The organism is Tropicimonas sp. IMCC6043 (assembly GCF_004146235.1).
GTDB lineage: Bacteria > Pseudomonadota > Alphaproteobacteria > Rhodobacterales > Rhodobacteraceae > Tropicimonas.
Map to the genome: position 1 here is coordinate 1 of NZ_SELO01000028.1, position 19,072 is coordinate 19,072.

A 19,072-nucleotide genomic window follows, 5' to 3' on the forward strand; every position below is an offset into this window, starting at 1 on the left:
CCCCAGCACGCGGCAGATCCGACGCTCCGATACCTTCATCTCGCTGCGGATCAGGTCGATACAGGCTCGACGACGAGCGGGGCTCAGAAGTTTCCCCGTGCCGCCTCCTTCAGAATGAGCTTGTCCAATGTGAGGTCTGACACCGCCTTCCTCAGCCGCTCGTTCTCTTTCTGAAGGCGTTTGAGTTCCTTCAGTTGGTCGGTTCCCATCCCACCATTCTGCTTCCGCCAACGGTAGTAGGTCTGCTCCGTTATGCGTACCTCGCGGATCGCATCAACGCGTGCCATGCCTTGCCCGACAAGCACATCAACCTGCCGCAACTTCTGAACTATTTCCTCTGGCTTGTGCCGCTTGTTTGCCATTCTCTGTCCTCCGCTTCCTAAACATAACGGTGGACCAGTTCAGATGGGGCACTCCAAGGCGTTCCGGAAAGATCCCGAAAGGCACCCGCTCAAGACGCCGTCCGGCAAGTTCGAGCTGTTCAGTCACCACGTGCATGGGTTCGGGTATGACGACTGTCCCGGCTTCGCCAAGTGGATCGAGCCGGCCGAGTGGCTGGGGTCGAAGCTCGCGGAGCGCTATCCAATCCATCTCCTGTCGAACAAGGCGGCCACTAGGCTGCACAGCCAACTGGACTATGCGACCGTATCACAACGCTCCAAGATCGAGGGTCTCGAACCCATACTCATCAATCCGGTAGACGCCAAGCGACGCGGATTGAAAACCGGCATGCGAGTCAAAGTGTTCAACGAGCGTGGCGCCACCCACGCGGCAACCCTTGTTCCCGACGATGTCATGCCGGGCGTCGCCATACTATCTTCCGGCGCCTAGTACGCGCCCGAGACGATGGGCGAAGTCGGGTCCATCGACCTCGGGGGGAACGCCAACGTCCTCACCCTCGACAAGGGAACATCCCGCCTGGGCCAGGGAACATCGTCGCAAACTGCCCTGGTTGAGATTTCTGTGGCGTCCTAGAAATTCCGCCAAGTCTCTGGCAGTTTCCGTGAGCCTCTTGTCTGTCTGTTTGATGCCGAGGTCTCATCGTGAGACCGTTTGGTCGGGATGGAACAAAGCAATAGAAAATGGCGCGACATGGCTATGTGGGACGTCGGCGTTGCTGTTCGGCGATCGTACGATTACAGCGCGAGGCCGGATCGGAGGGCTGGTTCATGGGATTAACCGAAGGGCGGAAAGGAGCGTACAGTATGGGAGTTGAACGCACTGCGCTCCTGGCGAGGAGGACATGCCGCCACAGTCTTGCGACAGCAGCGTCCACCGCGCATGGCATGAAAGGCGAACGATGATGCCCGGCGAAAAGACGTCCACTCGTGAAGAAAGCCGTCATGTCAACAGCGTCCAGAACATGCTCGATATTCTGGACTGCTTCGATTTCCGGCACACAGAGCTATCACTCACCTCGCTGAGCGAACGAACCGGTATCGCAAAGAGTAGGCTGACCAAACTTTGCAACACGTTGCTCCACAGCCGGTATTTGTCGCGCAATGGCGATAGCCTCAAGTTTCGGCTGGGACCGCAAATGATGGTGCTCGGTCGGCTGGCCGAAAAGACATCCGGTTTGGAGCAGATCTCGCGGCCTGCGGTCCGGAAACTCGCGGAAGAGACGAGCGAGACAGCTGCCCTCTTCGTCACTCAGGGAACGCGTCGGCTATGCCTCGTAAGGGAGGACGGTGATTTTCCCATCCGATACGTCAATGCGGAGGGAGATATTCTGGATCTCTACCGCGGGGCCGCAGCAATGGTCTTGCTGGCCTATATGGACGAAGAAAAGCGGGACCAGATCCTGAAGACGCTGGAACGAGACCCGGACACCCTGCTTTCGCCATCGTGGATGGAACTGCACGAACAGGAATTGGCAACGATCCGGCGCCGGGGATATGCCGTCGGGTTGGGAACCGTGCTTCCGGATGTGGCGTCGATTGCGGCGCCGATCTTTGACTATAGCGGAGTCTGCAGGGCGGCGATCGCCGTGGTCGGTCCCCTGGCGCGGTTCTCTCCAGAGCGACGCGAAGTCCTTTCGTGCCAGGTGCTGCAGACCGCAAACGGTATGTCGCGTGTTCTCGGTTTCGAGCCTGAACCACCAACCGAAGACGCTGAAGCTGCCGACTGAGGCAGCTTCCAAAGGGGGCATCAACATGTGCCGCGGACGATGACACCTCGAGCGGGAGGTGTCATGTCGACCAAATCTTTCCCCGCTTCATCCGGATGTCTGTTGGCGGCTCGTCCATTTGACTTCACAAAATTTGACTGGTGACGAAAACAACTCGAAGAACAATGCCTTCGACGGCACTATGGATATGAGGGCTCGCGAGAATCTCTTGAATTGGCTGTATCGGCAGAGTAGAGAGAGCGCGCTGCGGGTATGGTGAAATGGTATCACACGAGCTTCCCAAGCTCTTGGCGCGGGTTCGATTCCCGCTACCCGCTCCAGCTTCCAGTCTTTTCGAACCCTCACGCCGGCGCCGTCCAGAGCGCCGCCCGTTCGCTTTCGATCTCCGCCACCGCCGCGGCCTTGCCGCGGCGCAGCGCGCGGCGCTGATAGGCGCGGATGAAGGCCACGAGTTCCGGGTCGTCGAGTTGCCGCTCGCCGCGCAGCCACGCCCCGAGATAGCCCTGCAGCATCGCCAGCCCGCCGAGCACATAGGGCGGCTCGGCCATCCGGAAGACGCAGGTGGCGAGGTAGAAGAGCGGGTCGGAGCCCATGAAATACTGGCCAAACCCGTGCCGGCGCCTGCCGGTCCAGATCGAGATCTGCGACGAGCCCATAGGGCGCAGATGTTCGAAGCGCAGGTCCGGCTCGTCCCAGCTCCGGGCGATCCAGCCCAGCCGCCGCGCCTTGTGGCAGTCGATCGCATCCCACATCACCTCGCGGACATAGCCGCCGATCGCCTCGAAGCATTCTCGGCGGTAGAATTTCGTCATGCCGACCGACATCTCGTCGCCGCGCCGCTCCGAGACGAGCGCGCCGCTGCGCCGGACATAGGGCTTGCCGGAGCAGGTGCCGAGCCGCGGCTCCGCCTCCATCCGCTCCACGAGGATCTCGAAATAGCGCGGCGGCAGATCGAGATCGAGGTCGAGCTTGCAGGAATAGGCGTAATCGGCTGGCTCGATCGTGGCGTATCCGGCGTAGAAGGCCTCGATGACACCCGGACCGACGGCGCGATGGCCGCGGTCGGGCTTCTTCACGACGCGGATCCAGTCGTGGCGGGCGGTATAATCCGCAAGGATCTCGGGCGTTTCGTCGCTCGAGCCGTCGTCGACGATGACCCAGAGCGCCGGCGGCAGGCTCTGCGCGATCACGCTGTCGAGCGTGCGGCGCATGAACTCTGCCTCGTTGCGGCAGGGCGAGATCAGGACGTAGGAACGGTCGGGCACGGGAACTGTCCTTGGGCGAACGGGTCGATGCTCTTGTTTCATCGCAAAGGCGCGTATTGCAACAGGCGATGCGGAAACTCCTGTGATGTCTGGCGCCGAGCGGCTAGGGTCGCGGCATCGATTTGACCAGTTGAGACGCTTGCCGGACATGAATGACAGCAAGACCGCGCCGATCCCGCCGGCCGCCCGGACCCTCCCGCGCATCGCCTATCTCACCTCGCAATATCCGACGGTATCGCACACCTTCATCCTGCGCGAGGTCGAGACGCTGCGCCGCCTCGGGGCGGAGGTGCTGACCTGTTCGATCCGGCGGACCCCGCCCGCACAGCATCGCGGCCCGGCCGAGCGGGATGCGGCCGCGACCACGTTCAACGTGCTGCAATCGCTGCGCAGTCCGCGCCGGGTCCTCGCCGCCCAGGCGCGTTATCTCCGGCGACCGGGCCGCTACTCTGCAACCCTGGCGCTGGCGCTCCGGACCAGCGGTCCGGGGCTCCGGGCCTGGCTCTACCAGTGGATCTATTTCCTCGAGGCGGTGATGCTTGCCGACCACCTCGAAAGCGAGCGGGTCACGCATCTGCACAACCATTTCACGTCGGGCTGCGGCACGGTGGCGATGCTGGCCTCCGAGCTGAGCGGCATCCCCTTCAGCCTCACCCTGCACGGGCCGGCCGATCTCGAGGAGCCGCGGCGCTGGCGCCTTGACGAGAAGGTCGCGCGGGCGCGCTTCGTCGCCGCGATCAGCCATTTCGCACGTAGCCAGCTGATGCTCCGGAGCGACCCCACGCACTGGCCGAAGATCCGCATCGTGCATTGCGGTGTCGCGCCGGCGCGCTATGAAGCGGAGGCCGGCGATCCGATCCCGGAACGTCGCGACGGCGAGATCCGGCTGCTCTTCGTCGGCCGGCTGGCGCCGGTCAAGGGGCTCAGGATCCTGCTCGAGGCGATGGGGCACCTCATGGTTTCCCTGCCGGACCTGCATCTCGTCATTGTCGGCGACGGCCCGGATCGCGCCGCGCTGGAGGCCGCCGCCGCGCCGCTCGGCGCCGCGGTAAGCTTCACTGGCTATCTCTCTCAGGACGAGGTCGCCAGCGCCATGCAATCCTGCGACATCTTCGTGTTGCCGAGCTTTGCCGAGGGCGTGCCGGTGGTGCTGATGGAGGCGTTGGCGAGTTGCCGGCCGGTCATCGCCACGCAGGTGGCCGGGGTGGGCGAACTTGTCGAGGATGGCAAGAGCGGCTTCATCGTCCCGCCGGGCGATGCCGCGACGTTGGCCGACCGGATCGGTCGCCTAGCCGCCGATCCGGAGCTTCGCGACCGGATGGGACGGCACGGTCAGGCGGTCGTCCGGGCGGAATTCGACATCGAGACCGAGGCGGCCCGGCTCGCGCGCCTTCTGGTCGACGTGCCGGGAACGGGCAGCGCACCGCGGCCGGAGCCATTGTCAATCGCATCGGACGGTTGAGGCGCTCCGGCGCGGTCCGCAGATCCACAAAAAAACGGCGGCGACACGGGGGAGGAGTTCCGTGTCGCCGCCGGATGTGCGACCGAGAGGGAGGAGGGCGGTCGCGGGAAAGCGTCTCAGGCCGCGTCTACGGCGGCGCGAGCGATCTCAGGGAATTGGCTGCGGTTCAGGCCCAGGTCATCGGCCTCGCGGTCGCTCATCTCGTTGAGTTCGCGGAGCGTACGGCGATAGGCGCGGAACTGGTTGACCTTCCGGCGGGCGCTCTCTGTGGTCGCGGTGAACCAGGCGCTCATCGGGCCGGCGTCGATGCGGGATGTCTGTGCAAGTTCCATGTCACGTGTCCTTCGGAGTGTCCGGATCGGTCCCGGACCGGTTGCGAGCGCCGCTTCATGTTAGCGCTCTCTTCGACGCACAACCTAGTCATTCCACCGGCAGTCACAATCGGGAGTCCGGTCAAACCCGCTATGCAGAAGGGTCGTATCGAGCCCGTGGGAGAGGCTGCGCGACGACGCCTGTTCCCGGAGGGGCCGCTGCCGGACGAACGATGCTGAGGGGCAGAAAAAAGCGGCGACACCAGGGAGGAGGGAGGTGTCGCTGCCAAAACACAGAAAACCCAGGGAGGAGGACGGGTTCTCTGATCCTGTAACCGCGCCGCGTGGGCGCGGGCCGGTCCAGCCGGCGAAGAAGGGTGCGGCGACACCAGGGAGGAGGAAGGTGCCGCCGCGGAACCGAAAGACCCAGGGAGGAGGACGGATCTTCGGAACTGTAAACTTGTTGCGCCGTTTCGGCGCGCCGGGCGAACCCGGCCGTATCGGGTGCGGTGACACCGGGAGGAGGAGGGTGCCGCCGCCGAAACTGGTGACCCGGGGAGGAGGATCGGGTCGTCCGGTTTCGTATCTCCGCCCTTGCGGGCGGTATCTTGTGGCGGCAGCATCAGGGAGGAGGAGGATGCTGCCGCCGTATCAGAGAGCCCAGGGAGGAGACGGGCTTCTGAATGCTATGTCCTGCGCCACCGATCTTCCTCCGGATCTTTCAAGATGTCCTGCCAGAGACAGGTTTCGATCTCGTTAGCGCCGGAAGGAGTGACTGTTAGCGCTTTCGTTGGAATTCAAAATAAGGAAGACGGCAGGTTTCTCAATCGCTGTCGGGCTCAATGCCGCTATGCAGCATTTGCATACGTTCTTCTGACCTAAATTCTGGCGCCGTGCCTCGAATTTGAGCGGGCATCGAACCGACCTTGCACTCCGCGCAGGGCGCGGTAGGTGTTCAAGCAGGATTTCCGGAAGCTGGATGGAAAAATGGCGGTTACCCGCGAAGAAGTTGTCAAGGTGCTGGAACGCGTGAATTTGCCCGATGGTGGCGATCTTGTCTCACGCGACCTGCTGCGTGCGCTCACGGTCGATTCGGACGGGCGGGTCAGTTTCGTGATCGAGGCCGAGTCGGCCGCCTCCGCGCGGCAGTTGGAGCCGGTCCGCCAGCAAGTCGAGTCAGCTGTCGCCGGGATCGCTGGCGTGACAAGCGTCTCCGCGGTGCTAACAGCCCCCACGGCGGCTCCCCGCGGTTCCGCGCCGGCGGGTGCGCCGCCCAATCTGACGATCGGGCGTCATCCCACCGCGCAACAGTCCGGTCCGCAGCCCGTTCCAGGCATCGCTCGCATCCTGCTCGTTGGGTCCGGCAAGGGCGGCGTCGGCAAGTCCACGGTCTCTGCCAATCTCGCGGTGGCCCTGGCGCGACAGGGGCGGCGCGTCGGCCTGCTCGATGCCGATATCTACGGCCCCTCGATCCCGCGGATGATGGGCACCAACAGTCGTCCGGCCTCGCCCGATGGCAAGAAGATCGAACCGCTCACCGCACATGGCGTGAAGCTGATGTCGATGGGGGCGATGCTTCGGGAGGCCGAGGCGGTGATCTGGCGCGGGCCGATGCTGATGGGCGCGATGCAGCAGATGCTGGGCGACGTGCTCTGGGGCGATCTCGACGTTCTCGTCATAGACCTTCCGCCCGGCACCGGCGACGTCCAGCTCACCCTCGGGCAGCGATACCGCACCAACGGGGCGATCATCGTCTCGACGCCACAGGACGTTGCGCTGATCGACGCGCGCCGCGCCATCGACATGTTCGTTAAGCTCAAGGTGCCGATCCTCGGTCTGATCGAGAACATGTCGACCTATGTCTGCCCGCAATGCGGGCACGAGGCGCATCTGTTCGGCCATGGCGGGGTCGTCGCCGAGGCGAAGAAGCTCGAGGTTCCCTTCCTCGGCGCACTGCCGCTCGAACTCGAGACCCGGCTCGCCGGCGACAGCGGCGCCCCTGTGGCGCTTGGCGAGGGCGCGGCGGCCGCTGCCTATGGTGCGCTTGCGGCGCGTCTGGTTGGCGGCGGCATGGCCTGATCCGGCCGCGCTGAGGTGATCCGGCTTACGGGAGGGGCACGCCCCTCCCGTTTTGATTCCGCCTTTTGGGATTTCATGGGCGCGGCCCTTCCGCCGCTGTCACGACGAATCAATTTCGCCTGAGCATTTGTTGATTCGCATGGGATTTCATGGTCAGGAGATCGATGTTCCTTTTTTGTTTTCGGTCTCCGGGTTCGTCGTCCGGCAGCCGGGGCGATTTTTTTGTTAACGGCAGATGCGCCATATCTTGTGTCCCTTGCGTCAAAAGACGCTATTTCTGCCGGTTTTCTGGTGCCCATCGGAGGCGATAGTGGCTTCTGTTAAGGCTTGTGGGGCAAAGTGGTGCAGAGTGTTATTGATTTCCATAAAGGTGCACGGCATAGTGAGTTCACACGATGAGGACGGGCAATCAAAGGGGCGGCAAAGACCCCGGAACTTCCCAAAAGTCAGGTTTCATACAGGCACCCGCTTTCATCGAAACAAAGAGATCCGACGTGTGGGCGAGCAGACATCCCCCCAGGTGGCACGCGCGATCGGACGCACCCAGCGATGGGACGAGGGCGGCGGATCAGACTTCGGCAGCAGTCTGATCCGCCGTTTTCGTTAACGGCACGGGAACGAGGGACAGAGGCAGCAAGGAGCGCTCACAGGTGGCGCGCGTGTTCAGAGGTCAGGGTCGCCACAAGGTGGATGTGAAGGGCAGGGTATCGATCCCGGCCCCGTTCCGCCGTGTGATCGAAGCCTGTGACCCGGACTGGACCGAGGGCCTGCAGCCGAACCTCGTGGTGCACTACGGCACCGCCTCGCGCATGGGCTACCCCTATATCGAATGCTACACGATCGCGGCGGCCGACAAGTTCGACGAGGATATCATCGAGAAGGATCCCGGCGATCCCGAGCGGGAATTCCTCGAAGATTACTTCAACGCGCAATCCACGCCGGCCACCGTGGACGATAACGGGCGGCTGCTGCTCTCCAAGGACATCCGCGACCTGATCGGGCTGGAGGGCGAGGCGCTTTTCGTGGCGTCGGGCGAGACCTTCAAGATCTGGAAACCCGAGACCTACGAGAGCGAGATGGCGCCGCAGATGCAGAGCGTGCGCGACCGGCTCGGCGGGGCCAATCCGAAGACGCTGCTCAAGCGGAGGCGGAGTTGACCCATGGCTGCCGCTGCCCGCACGCCCGCCTCCGATGAACCTCATGTCTCCGTCCTGATCGAGCCGCTCATCGCCGCGGTCGCTCCGGTCAGCGGGCTCTGGCTCGACGGCACATTCGGCGCCGGCGGCTACACGCGGCGGCTTCTGGAGGCGGGGGCGGAACGTGTGATCGGGCTCGACCGGGATCCCGCCGCGCTGGCGCTGGCCGCGCCGCTCCTGGCGCAGTATGGCGACCGGCTGACGCTGTTCGAGGGCCGGTTTTCCGAACTCGACAAGCTCGCCGGTGAAGCGCTCGACGGGGTGGTGCTCGATCTCGGCGTCTCTTCGATGCAGATCGACCAGGCCGCGCGCGGCTTTTCCTTCCTGCGCGAGGGTCCGCTCGACATGCGGATGAGCGGCGAGGGGCCCACCGCCGCCGATCTCGTCAACACCGCCAGCGAGGCGGAACTCGCCGATATCCTCTACCATTACGGCGAGGAGCGCGCCTCCCGCAGGATCGCGCGCAGCATCGTTGCCGTGCGCCCGTTCGAGACCACGCTGCAACTTGCCGAGGCCGTCGCCTCCTGCCTGCCGCGCCCGCGCCCTGGCCAGATCCACCCGGCCACCCGCGCCTTTCAGGCCATCCGCATCGCGGTCAACGACGAGTTCGGCGAGCTGATCGCCGGGCTGGAGGCGGCCGAACGGGCGCTGAAGCCGGGCGGCAAGCTCGCGGTTGTGACCTTCCATTCGCTGGAAGACCGCGTCGTCAAGCGCTTCCTTCAGGCCCGCTCCGGCGGCACAGCCCGTGCCAATCGCTACGCGCCCGAGGCGGAGGAGCAGACCGCGCAATTCACCCTGCTGACCCGCAAAGCCGTCGGCCCTTCAGACGACGAGGTCGCGGCCAACCCGCGGGCCCGCTCGGCCAAGCTGCGCGCGGCGGTCCGCACGCAGGCCCCCGTCACCCCGCTCGACCGCTCTGCCCTGGGTCTGCCTGGCCCCAGGGACTGGTGGAAGGACACGCCATGAAGACATTGCTGTTTCTGTTATCCATTTTCGGCGTCATGGGCCTCGCCTTCTGGGCCTATCAGGAGAACTACGAGACCCAGGCGGCGATCAAACAGTCGATGCAGCTCAAGCGCGAGATCGGAGCGCTGCGCCAGGAGATGGCGGTGCTTGAGGCCGAATGGGCCTATCTCAACCGGCCGGGGCGGCTAGCCGAGCTCGCCGAGATCAATTTCGACCGGTTGGGGCTTCTGCCGCTCGAGCCCGAGCAGTTCGGTGCGCTGGAGCAGGTCGCCTACCCGCCACCGCCGCCCATGCCGATTTCCGATCCGATCGAGATCCGCGGGCAAATAGTCGAGGGAGCCGAGTTTCCATGACCCGCACGCCACTTCGCCCGCTTGCTTCCGTTCTGACCGCCCGCGAGAAGGGCGAGAACCCCGAAGCCATCGCCCGCGAAAACCTGCGCCGCCGGCACGAGGCGATGCGCGACCGTGCCCGCAACCGCGCCGCCGGCCGGCTCGTCGTGCTCGCGCTGTCGTTCTTCTGTGCCTTCTCGGTGATCGGCCTGCGGATGGGCCAGCTCGCCGCCTCCGAGGCCGCCGAACCGCGCGCCGCGACGAGCGGCTCGGACATCGTGGCAAGCCGTGCCAATATCGTCGATCGCAATGGTCGTATCCTCGCCACCAACCTCTCGACGCATTCGCTCTACGCCCAGACGCCGGACATGGTGGATCCTTACCGCGCCGCGGAGGAACTGGCGGCGATCTTCCCCGATCTCGATGCCGAGCGTCTCAAGCGGGACTTCACAGGCCAGCGCAAGTTCCTGTGGATCAAGAAGAAACTCAGCCCCGAGCAGATGCAGGCCGTGCACGATATCGGCGAGCCGGGCCTGATGTTCGGCCCCCGGGAGATGCGGCTCTATCCGAACGGGCAGCTCGCGGCCCACGTCCTCGGCGGCGCGAGTTTCGGCCGCGAGGGAGTCCACTCGGCCGAAGTCGTGGGTGTCGCCGGTGTGGAGAAGGCGTTCGACGGCTGGTTGCGCGACCCGGCCAACAACGGCGCGCCGCTCGAGCTTTCGATCGACCTCACGGTCCAGGCCGCCGCGCGCGAGGTGCTGGCGGGCGGCATGCGGCTGCTCAATGCCAAGGGCGCCTCCGCGGTGCTGATGGATGTTCACACCGGCGAAATCCTCGCGATGGTCTCGCTGCCCGATTTCGACCCCAACAAGCGCCCCCGGCCTTTGACCATGGGCAACGCCGGCGACAGCCCGCTGTTCAACCGCGCGGTGCAGGGCGTCTACGAGCTCGGCTCGGTCTTCAAGATCTTCGCGGTCGCGCAGGCGATGGATCTCGGCCTTGTCAACCCCGACACGATGATCGATGCCCACGCGCCGATGCGCTGGGGCAAGTTCAAGATCAACGAGTTCCGCAACAAGAACTACGGCACGCTTTCGGTCACCGACGTGATCGTGAACAGCTCCAATGTCGGCACGGCGAAGATTGCCCTGGCGATTGGCGCCGAGCGGCAGAAGGCGTTCCTCGGCTCGCTCGGCCTGTTCGAGCCCACCAGCCTCGAACTGGTCGAGGCGCCGACTGGCAAGCCGCTCGTGCCGTCCAAATGGTCCGAGATCTCGACGATCACCATTTCCTATGGCCACGGACTCAGTTCCTCGCCGGTCCACCTCGCCGCCGCCTATGCCTCGGTTCTGAATGGCGGCACGCGCGTGACGCCGACGCTGCTGAAGCGCACCCTGCCACAGGACGGTCCGCGCGTGGTCTCCGAAGAGGCCTCGAAGGCGGCGCGCTCGATGCTGCGGCAGGTCGTGCAGCGCGGGACCGCGAGCTTCGGCGAGGTGCCGGGCTACGCGGTGGGCGGAAAGACCGGCTCCGCCGACAAGCCGAAGCCCAAGGGTGGCTACTACAAGGACAAGTTGATCTCCACCTTCGCCTCGGTCTTTCCCGCGCATGACCCCAGATACGTGCTCATCCTGACGCTGGACGAGCCGGTGGAGACCTCGGGCGACAAGCCGCGCCGCACTGCCGGCTGGACCGCCGTGCCGGTCGCCGCCGAGATGATCCGCCGCACCGCACCGCTTCTCGGGCTGCGCCCTGGGCCAGAGCCCGAACAGAAAGCGAAGATCGTGCAGGTGTCGAACTAGGCGGAGGCTGGACCCCGGCGGGAAAAGCGACCAAAAGGGGCGGCAACACGCGAACGGGGATGCCATGGGCGAGAGGGTGACGAAATCGCTGGCCGAGTTGGGGCTGACCGCGCAGGGCGGGGCCGAGGCGCGGATCACCGGGCTGGCGGTCGACAGCCGCAAGGTCGAACCGGGTTTCCTCTTTGCCGCGCTGCCGGGCACCAAGGTCCATGGCGGCGAGTTCATCCAGTATGCCCTGCGCCAGCGGGCCGGTGCGATCCTGACCGACGCCGAGGGGGCCAGGATCGCCGAGACCGAACTGGCCGCGGATCCGGTGGCCGTCATCGTGGTCGAGGACCCGCGCGCCGCCCTTGCCGGCGCCGCAGCGCTCTGGTTCGCGGCCCAGCCCGAAGTGATGGTCGCGGTCACCGGCACAAACGGAAAGACCTCGGTCGCGAGCTTCACACGGCAGATCTGGTCGGCGCTCGGCTTTGCGGCGATCAACCTCGGAACGACCGGGGTCGAGGGCGCTTGGGAAGCGCCGCTGGCGCATACAACGCCCGAACCGATCACCTTGCACCGGGTGCTGGCCGAGGCCGCGGCACAGGGCATCACCCATGCGGCGATGGAGGCAAGCTCGCACGGGCTGGCGCAGAGACGGCTCGACGGGGTGCGCCTCGCGGCTGCGGGCTTCACCAATCTCACGCAGGACCACCTCGACTACCACGCTGATTTTGAAGAGTATTTCGATGCGAAGGCGGGTCTTTTCCGCCGCGTTCTCGGCGAGGATGGCGTGGCGGTCATCCAGATCGACAGCGGCTATGGCGCGCGTATGGCCGAGCTGGCCGAGGCCGCCGGCCAGGAGGTGATCCGATGCGGGCGCAGCGAGGCCGCGCATCTGCGCATCCTCGGCCTGAGATTCGACGCGACCGGCCAGGACCTGCGCTTTTCCTGGAACGGCCGGGCGCATCAGGCACGGCTCAAGCTGATCGGCGGCTTCCAGTCCGAGAACGTGCTGCTCGCCGCCGGACTCGCCATCGCCTCGGGTTGTGATCCCGACGACGTCTTCGGCGCGCTGCCGCAGCTTCGGGGGGTGCGTGGCCGGATGCAGCTTGCCGCGACCCGCGACAACGGCGCGCCGGTCTTTGTCGACTACGCCCACACGCCGGACGCACTCGCCACCGCGCTGAAGGCGCTGCGCCCGCATGTCATGGGGCGCATCATCTGTGTCTTCGGCGCGGGGGGCGATCGCGACACCGGCAAGCGGGTGCTAATGGGGCAGGCGGTGGCGGAGGCCGCGGATGTTGGCATTGTCACCGACGACAACCCGCGCAGCGAGGACCCGGCCGCGATCCGTGCCATGGTGATGGCGGGCTGCCCGGAGGCGACCGAGATCGGCGATCGCGCCGAGGCGATCTTGCGCGGCGTCGATGCGCTCGGCCCGGGCGACGCGCTGCTCGTCGCCGGCAAGGGGCACGAGACCGGTCAGACACTGGGCGACGTGGTCTACCCGTTCGACGATGTGGAACAAGCCTCTGTCGCGGTGGCCGCGCTGGACGGGCATCTGACATGACCGGGACCCTCTGGACATCCGACGATGCCGCCGCCGCCACGGGCGGTCGGGCCACGGCCTCCTGGGCGGCGAGGTCGGTCTCCATCGATACCCGCAGTCTCGAGCCGGGCGCGCTCTTCGTGGCGCTGAAGGATGTGCGCGACGGGCATGATTTCGTAGCCGACGCGCTGGCGAAGGGCGCCGCCGCGGCGCTGGTCAGCCGCATCCCCGAGGGCGTCGCCGCAGATGCGCCGCTGCTCGTCGTCCCGGATGTGCTTGCGGCGTTGCGCGCGCTCGCAGCCGCCGCCCGCGCCCGCACACGGGCGACGGTCGTCGGCGTTACCGGCTCGGTCGGCAAGACCTCGACCAAGGAAATGCTGCGCGCGCTGCTCGGCGGGCAGGGCGTCGTCCATGCCGCGGAGAAGAGCTACAACAACCATTGGGGCGTGCCGCTGACCCTGGCACGGATGCCCGCGGACGCCGATTTCGCGGTGATCGAGATCGGAATGAACCATCCCGGCGAGATCGCGCCGCTGGCCCGGCTCGCCGATCTCGACGCGGCGCTCATCACCATCGTCGCGCCGGCGCATCTCGCCGCCTTCGACAGCATCGAGGGCATCGCGCGCGAGAAAGCGGCGATCTTCGAGGGCGTACGCCCGGGAGGGGCGGCGGTGATCAACGCCGATATCGAAACCGCACCGATCCTTGTCGACGCGGCGCGCGCCGCCGGTGCCGAGATCGTCACCTTCGGCGAGACAGGCGCGCAGGCCCGCCTGGTCGAGACCCGGCACGAAGCCGGACAGACCATCGTCAAGGCGCGGATCACGGGACGGGACGGCGTTTCCCATCCTGTGGTCTTCAAGCTCGACACGCCGGGGCGGCATTTCGCGATGAACGGCCTTGGCGCGCTGGCACTGACCACCGCGATCGGCTGCGACCTGGCCATCGCGGCGCATGATTTTTCCCGCTGGAAACCCTATGCCGGCCGCGGCGCGCGCGAGGTCGTCTCGCTCGACATCGTCGACGAGACGGCGCGCATCGAGCTGATCGACGACAGCTACAACGCCAATCCCGCCTCGGTCGGCGCGGCGCTCGACATGCTGGCGGCGAGCGCGCCCGCCGGCCGCCGCATCGCCATCCTGGGCGACATGCTGGAGCTCGGGCCGAGCGAGGCCGCGCTGCATGCTGCGCTCGCGGATCATCCGGCGATGCAGGACATCGCGCAGGTGCATTGCGTCGGCCCGCGCGCCCGCGCGCTCTGGGAGGCACTGCCGGCCGCGAAACAGGGCTGCTGGTGCGCAGAGAGCGGCGAGATGGCCGGACAGGTCCACACGCTCCTCGCGCCCGGCGACATCGTCCTCGTCAAGGGCTCGCTCGGCATCCGCCTGGCCCGGGTCGTCGACGCGATCCGAAAACTGGGCCAACCGGTCTCGACTACGTAACAGGGGGCGGAAGATGCTCTATTGGCTGACAGGCTTCTCCGACGGTGGTGATTTCTTCAACCTCTTCAGGTATATCACCTTCCGCACCGGGGGGGCGTTCTTCACCGCTCTGATCTTCGGATTTCTCTTCGGGCGGCCGCTGATTAACCTGCTCCGGCGAAAGCAGGGCAAGGGCCAGCCGATTCGCGAGGACGGCCCGGAGGGGCATTTCGTCAAGGCCGGCACGCCGACCATGGGCGGTGTGCTGATCCTCGGCGCGGTGGTGGTCTCGACGCTGCTCTGGGCGCGGCTCGACAATCCCTATGTCTGGATCGTGCTCTTCGTCACCGTCAGCTTCGGCGCCATCGGTTTTGCCGACGACTATGCCAAGGTCTCCAAGAACACCACCGCTGGCGTTTCCGGCCGCGCCCGCCTGGCGCTCGGCTTCGCCATCGCGGCCTTCGCCTCGGGCCTTGCTGCCTGGGCGCACCCCGCCGAGCTGACCAACCAGCTCGCCCTGCCGGTCTTCAAGGACGCGCTGATCAACCTTTCGTATTTCTTCATTCCCTTCGCGATGATCGTCATCGTCGGTGCGGCCAATGCCGTGAACCTTACCGACGGGCTCGACGGGCTCGCCATCATGCCGGTGATGATCGCGGCTGGGTCGCTTGGCATCATCGCCTATTTCGTCGGTCGCTCCGACTTCACCGATTATCTCGGCCTGCATTACGTGCCCGGCACCGGCGAGCTCATCGTTTTCGTCGCGGGGCTCATCGGCGGCGGTCTGGGTTTCCTGTGGTACAACGCGCCGCCCGCGGCGGTCTTCATGGGCGATACCGGCTCGCTCGCCCTTGGCGGGGCGCTCGGTGCCATTGCCGTCTCGACCAAGCACGAGATCGTGCTGGCCATCGTCGGCGGGCTCTTCGTCGTCGAGGCGCTCTCGGTCATCATCCAGGTGTTCTATTTCAAGCGCACCGGAAAGCGGGTGTTCCTGATGGCGCCGATCCATCATCATTTCGAGAAGCGCGGCTGGGCGGAGCCGCAGATCGTGATCCGCTTCTGGATCATCTCGCTGATCCTCGGGCTGATCGGACTGGCGACGCTGAAACTGAGATAGCAACGGGAGGGCGGGGCGATGACGAGGGCCGCTCTGGTAACCGGCGGGAACCGTGGCATCGGCCGCGCCATCGCGGCGGGGCTCGTCGCGCGCGGCGTCAAGGTCACGATCACCGCGAGAGACCGGGCGGAGGGCGCGGAGGCGGCCGAGGCGCTCGGCTGCGACTGGGCGTTGGCCGATCTGCTCGAATCGGACAGCCTGCGCCAGTTCGACGGCGCGCCGTTCGACATCCTCGTCAACAACGCCGGAATCCTCCCGTCAGGGTCCTTGCTCGACAATCCGCAGGGCTATTTCGATTGCATGGCGGTCATGGTCGACGGCCCCTTCCGCCTCACGCTCGCGCTCGCCCCGGGCATGATCGCGCGCGGCTATGGACGGATCGTCAACCTCTCCTCCGGCTGGGGCGCCTTTGCCGAAGGGCTCGGCGGGCCGAACGGCTACGGCATCGCCAAGGCTGCGCTCAACGCGCAGACACTCGCGCTCTCCCAAGAGCTGCCCGGGAACGTCAAGATCAATGCCATGTGCCCTGGCTGGGTCAGGACCCGCATGGGCGGGCCGGGTGCCAATACCAGCCCCGAGGATGCGGCGGACACCGCGATCTGGCTCGCCACGCTGCCGGCTGACGGCCCCACCGGCGGCTTCGTCCGCCGCCGGAGGCGCATCGACTGGTAAACCTTTCCCCCGCCGCCGACTTGATGCAGATAGTGCCTGCAACCCGCAGGCAAGGAGTACGGCCATGATCCCGGTTCGCGGTGTAGACGGACAGAAGGTCGCCATCTTGGGCCTCGGTCGCTCTGGTCTCACGGCCGCGCGCTCGGTCGCGGCGGGAGGCGGCCACCCGGTTTGCTGGGACGATGGCGCCGCGGGCCGCGAACGCGCCGAGGCGGAAGGCCATGAGCTGCGCGACCCGACAGCCCCGGGCGCGCTGGACGACATTTCCCTCATGGTGACCTCCCCGGGCATCCCGCATCTCTACCCGGCATCGCACCGCGCCATCGCGGCGGCTCTGGACGCGGGCGTTCCGGTCGACAACGATATCGGCCTGTTCTTCCGGTCGCTGGCCACCGACGACTGGGACCGTTTCGACACCCTTCCCCGCGTTGTCGCGGTCACCGGCTCGAACGGCAAGTCCACGACCTCGGCGCTGATCGCGCATCTGCTGAACGAGGCGGGGCGTCCGGCCCAGCTTGCCGGCAATATCGGTCGCGGCGTGCTCGACATCGACCCGCCGGAAGAAGGCGGAGTCGTGGTGCTCGAACTCTCCTCCTACCAGACCGAGCTCGCCCGCGCGCTGACCCCGGATGTGGCCGTCTTCACCAACCTCTCGCCCGACCATCTCGACCGCCATGGCGGCTATGGCGGCTATTTCGCGGCCAAGCGCCGGCTCTTCGCCGAGGGCGGGCCGGACCGGGCGGTGATCGGGGTGGACGAGGTCGAGGGACGATTCCTTGCCGGACAACTCACGCAAGGACCGGCGGACGACCGGGTGATCCGGGTGTCGTCCGGGCAGAAGCTCACCGGGCCCGGCTGGAACGTCTTCGCGCGCAAGGGGTTTCTCGCCGAATACCGCAAGGGCCGCCAGATCGGCTCGATCGACCTGCGGCCGATCCGTGGCCTGCCCGGCGCGCATAACCACCAGAATGCCTGCGCCGCCTATGCTGTGGCCCGCACGCTCGGTCTCGCACCGCGGGTGATCGAGGCGGGGATGCAGAGCTTCGCCGGGCTGCCGCATCGCAGCCAGATGGTGGGGGAGAAGGACGGCGTCTCCTTCGTCAACGATTCCAAGGCGACCAATGTCGACAGCGCGGCGCGGGCGCTTCAGGCCTTCGGCCGGATTCGCTGGATCTGCGGAGGGCTCGAGAAGGAGGGCGGGCTCGGCGAGTTGCATCCGCATCTGGAAAGCGTCGTGAAGGCCTATGTGATCGGGCGCGAAGCGGAGCATTTCGCGCTCGAGCTTGGCGCGGGAGTCGAGAGCGAGGTCTGCGGCACCATGGAACGGGCGGTGGCGCGGGCGGTCGAAGACGCACAGCCGGGCGAGACTGTGCTGTTGGCACCGGCGGCGGCGAGCTTCGACCAGTATGATTCCTTCGAGCGCCGCGGAGAGGATTTCATGGCGCGGGTGCGCGCGGTGATCGGGCAATAGGAAGCGACCCGCCTGCGGCGCATTCGCTTTCAGCCCTTGGCGCGGTGGTGCGCTCAGCCCACCAAAGCGGATCAGCCCCGGCGCCCGGCGATGGCCGTGCCAGCCGCCCAGCCCGAGGACCACGCCCATTGGAAATTGTATCCGCCGAGCCAGCCGGTGACGTCGACGCATTCGCCGATGAAATAGAGGCCGGGAAGCGCCGTGGCCTGCATGCTCCGGGAAGAGAGCGCGGACGTGTCGACGCCGCCGAGGGTGACTTCGGCGGTGCGGTAACCCTCAGAGCCGGAGGGGGTGAGGCGCCAGTCGGAGAGGTGATCGGTCAGGGTCCTGAGGGCGGCGTCGGACTGGTCGGCAAGGTTGCCGGTGAGCCCCACCTCCTCCACGAGGAGGCTCGCAAGGCGGGCGGGAAGATACTCGGACAGAACGTTGGCCGGCGCCTTGCGGCCATCGGTGCGGCGGCGGTCGCGCAGGGCGTCGAGGAGGTCGGTCTCCGGGCAGAGGCGGATGGAGAGCGCGTCGCCCTCGCGCCAGTAGGAGGAAACCTGCAGGATCGCCGGCCCGGAGAGGCCGCGATGGGTAAAGAGCAGCGCGTCGCGGAACGCCGCACCGTCGCAGGCGATTTCGGCCGGCGCGGAGAGCCCGGCGAGCGGCCTGAGCCTGTCGAGCACCGGGCCGCCGAAGGTGAGCGGGACGAGCGCGGGGCGGGTCTCGGTGACCGGAAGGCCGAAGCGCTCGGCGATGCGGTAGGCGAGCCCGGTCGCACCCATCTTCGGGATCGACTTTCCACCGGTGGCGACCACGAGGCTGCGGGCCTCGACCGTGACGCGGCGCCCGCTCCGGGTCAGCTCGACGCGAAAGTACCCGTCGGCATGGGCGATGTCGCCGATCTCGGTCTCGAGCCAGAGCTCTGCGCCGGCCGCCGCCGCCTCGGCGAGCAGCATCCCGATGATGTCCTTCGCCGAGCGGTCGCAGAACAACTCGCCCTTCGCCTTCTCGTGCCAGGGGATGCCGTGCCGGGCGACGAGGTCGAGAAAGTCCCACTGCGTGTAGCGGTTCAGCGCGGATTTGCAGAAATGCGGGTTGGCGGAGAGGAAATTCTCCGGCCCTGCATGCAGGTTGGTGAAGTTGCACCGCCCGCCACCCGAGATCCGGATCTTCTCGCCCGGCGCTTTCGCGTGGTCGACGACGAGGCAGCGCCCGCCTGCATGCGCGGCGCACATCAGCCCGGCGGCACCGGCCCCGAGGATCAGGCAATCGATCTCCATGCGCCGCACCTGCCGGGCGCAGTGGCCGGGGTCAAGCCCCGGCGCGCACCGGCT

16 protein-coding genes, 1 tRNA gene and 1 pseudogene are annotated in these 19,072 nt (G+C 66.5%); 14 read left to right on the forward strand and 4 right to left on the reverse strand.

The window, feature by feature from the left end:
* Nucleotides 1–362 (reverse strand): annotated as a pseudogene (locus EU800_RS19230) (transposase); the annotation flags it as partial.
* A 43-nt stretch (nucleotides 363–405) separates the two neighbouring features.
* Here EU800_RS19230 and EU800_RS19235 point away from each other — a divergent pair.
* The 3 genes from EU800_RS19235 (at nucleotide 406) to EU800_RS19245 (ending at nucleotide 2,448) form a co-directional block, all read left to right on the forward strand.
* Nucleotides 406–831, forward strand: coding sequence for a molybdopterin dinucleotide binding domain-containing protein (locus EU800_RS19235; protein WP_129634768.1), 426 nt, complete (start codon nucleotides 406–408; stop codon nucleotides 829–831).
* A gap of 472 nt (nucleotides 832–1,303) precedes the next feature.
* Nucleotides 1,304–2,128: an IclR family transcriptional regulator gene (locus EU800_RS19240; protein WP_165354743.1), complete on the forward strand. Its 825-nt coding sequence runs from the start codon at nucleotides 1,304–1,306 to the stop codon at nucleotides 2,126–2,128.
* Between the two features lie 246 nt (nucleotides 2,129–2,374).
* A tRNA-Gly gene (locus EU800_RS19245) sits at nucleotides 2,375–2,448 on the forward strand.
* A 21-nt stretch (nucleotides 2,449–2,469) separates the two neighbouring features.
* Here the strand turns inward: EU800_RS19245 and EU800_RS19250 are convergent.
* Nucleotides 2,470–3,393, reverse strand: coding sequence for a glycosyltransferase family 2 protein (locus EU800_RS19250; protein ID WP_242500638.1), 924 nt, complete (start codon nucleotides 3,391–3,393; stop codon nucleotides 2,470–2,472).
* A gap of 148 nt (nucleotides 3,394–3,541) precedes the next feature.
* On the opposite strand from EU800_RS19250, the gene EU800_RS19255 reads away from it, so the two are divergent.
* Nucleotides 3,542–4,855: a glycosyltransferase family 4 protein gene (locus tag EU800_RS19255; protein WP_129634774.1), complete on the forward strand. Its 1,314-nt coding sequence runs from the start codon at nucleotides 3,542–3,544 to the stop codon at nucleotides 4,853–4,855.
* Nucleotides 4,856–4,971: 116 nt separating this feature from the next.
* Here the strand turns inward: EU800_RS19255 and EU800_RS19260 are convergent, their stop codons facing one another.
* Entirely contained in the window at nucleotides 4,972–5,187 is a 216-nt protein-coding gene (locus tag EU800_RS19260) for a DUF1127 domain-containing protein (protein WP_207209942.1), read from the reverse strand.
* A gap of 966 nt (nucleotides 5,188–6,153) precedes the next feature.
* On the opposite strand from EU800_RS19260, the gene EU800_RS19265 reads away from it, so the two are divergent.
* The 10 genes from EU800_RS19265 (at nucleotide 6,154) to murD (ending at nucleotide 17,753) form a co-directional block, all read left to right on the forward strand.
* Nucleotides 6,154–7,245, forward strand: coding sequence for an Mrp/NBP35 family ATP-binding protein (locus EU800_RS19265; protein WP_129634776.1), 1,092 nt, complete (start codon nucleotides 6,154–6,156; stop codon nucleotides 7,243–7,245).
* A gap of 650 nt (nucleotides 7,246–7,895) precedes the next feature.
* Nucleotides 7,896–8,402 carry a division/cell wall cluster transcriptional repressor MraZ gene (locus tag EU800_RS19270; RefSeq protein ID WP_129634778.1) on the forward strand — a complete coding sequence of 169 codons (507 nt, stop codon included), beginning with the start codon at nucleotides 7,896–7,898 and terminating at the stop codon, nucleotides 8,400–8,402.
* Between the two features lie 3 nt (nucleotides 8,403–8,405).
* The gene (rsmH, locus tag EU800_RS19275; RefSeq protein ID WP_129634780.1) at nucleotides 8,406–9,407 is read left to right on the forward strand and encodes a 16S rRNA (cytosine(1402)-N(4))-methyltransferase RsmH; all 1,002 of its coding nucleotides are present in this window, start codon (nucleotides 8,406–8,408) and stop codon (nucleotides 9,405–9,407) included.
* Nucleotides 9,404–9,760, forward strand: a complete 357-nt coding sequence (locus tag EU800_RS19280; RefSeq protein ID WP_129634782.1) for a cell division protein FtsL — start codon at nucleotides 9,404–9,406, stop codon at nucleotides 9,758–9,760. Before rsmH ends, EU800_RS19280 begins: the two co-directional genes overlap by 4 nt.
* Nucleotides 9,757–11,541, forward strand: a complete 1,785-nt coding sequence (locus tag EU800_RS19285; RefSeq protein WP_129634784.1) for a penicillin-binding protein 2 — start codon at nucleotides 9,757–9,759, stop codon at nucleotides 11,539–11,541. Before EU800_RS19280 ends, EU800_RS19285 begins: the two co-directional genes overlap by 4 nt.
* A gap of 64 nt (nucleotides 11,542–11,605) precedes the next feature.
* Nucleotides 11,606–13,093 carry a UDP-N-acetylmuramoyl-L-alanyl-D-glutamate--2,6-diaminopimelate ligase gene (locus tag EU800_RS19290; protein WP_129634786.1) on the forward strand — a complete coding sequence of 496 codons (1,488 nt, stop codon included), beginning with the start codon at nucleotides 11,606–11,608 and terminating at the stop codon, nucleotides 13,091–13,093.
* Complete coding sequence (murF, locus tag EU800_RS19295; RefSeq protein ID WP_129634788.1) at nucleotides 13,090–14,514, forward strand: UDP-N-acetylmuramoyl-tripeptide--D-alanyl-D-alanine ligase; 1,425 nt, start codon at nucleotides 13,090–13,092, stop codon at nucleotides 14,512–14,514. Before EU800_RS19290 ends, murF begins: the two co-directional genes overlap by 4 nt.
* 13 nt (nucleotides 14,515–14,527) lie before the next feature.
* Nucleotides 14,528–15,610: a phospho-N-acetylmuramoyl-pentapeptide-transferase gene (gene mraY / locus EU800_RS19300; protein WP_129634790.1), complete on the forward strand. Its 1,083-nt coding sequence runs from the start codon at nucleotides 14,528–14,530 to the stop codon at nucleotides 15,608–15,610.
* Nucleotides 15,611–15,628: 18 nt separating this feature from the next.
* Nucleotides 15,629–16,282 (forward strand): SDR family NAD(P)-dependent oxidoreductase, encoded by a 654-nt coding sequence (locus EU800_RS19305; RefSeq protein WP_129634792.1) that lies wholly within the window; start codon nucleotides 15,629–15,631, stop codon nucleotides 16,280–16,282.
* A 64-nt stretch (nucleotides 16,283–16,346) separates the two neighbouring features.
* Nucleotides 16,347–17,753, forward strand: coding sequence for a UDP-N-acetylmuramoyl-L-alanine--D-glutamate ligase (gene murD, locus EU800_RS19310; protein WP_129634794.1), 1,407 nt, complete (start codon nucleotides 16,347–16,349; stop codon nucleotides 17,751–17,753).
* 71 nt (nucleotides 17,754–17,824) lie between these two features.
* Here murD and EU800_RS19315 read toward each other — a convergent pair whose 3' ends face one another.
* On the reverse strand, nucleotides 17,825–19,018 hold the full coding sequence (locus tag EU800_RS19315; RefSeq protein WP_129634796.1) for an NAD(P)/FAD-dependent oxidoreductase: 1,194 nt from the start codon (nucleotides 19,016–19,018) through the stop codon (nucleotides 17,825–17,827).
* Nucleotides 19,019–19,072 lie beyond the last annotated feature (54 nt).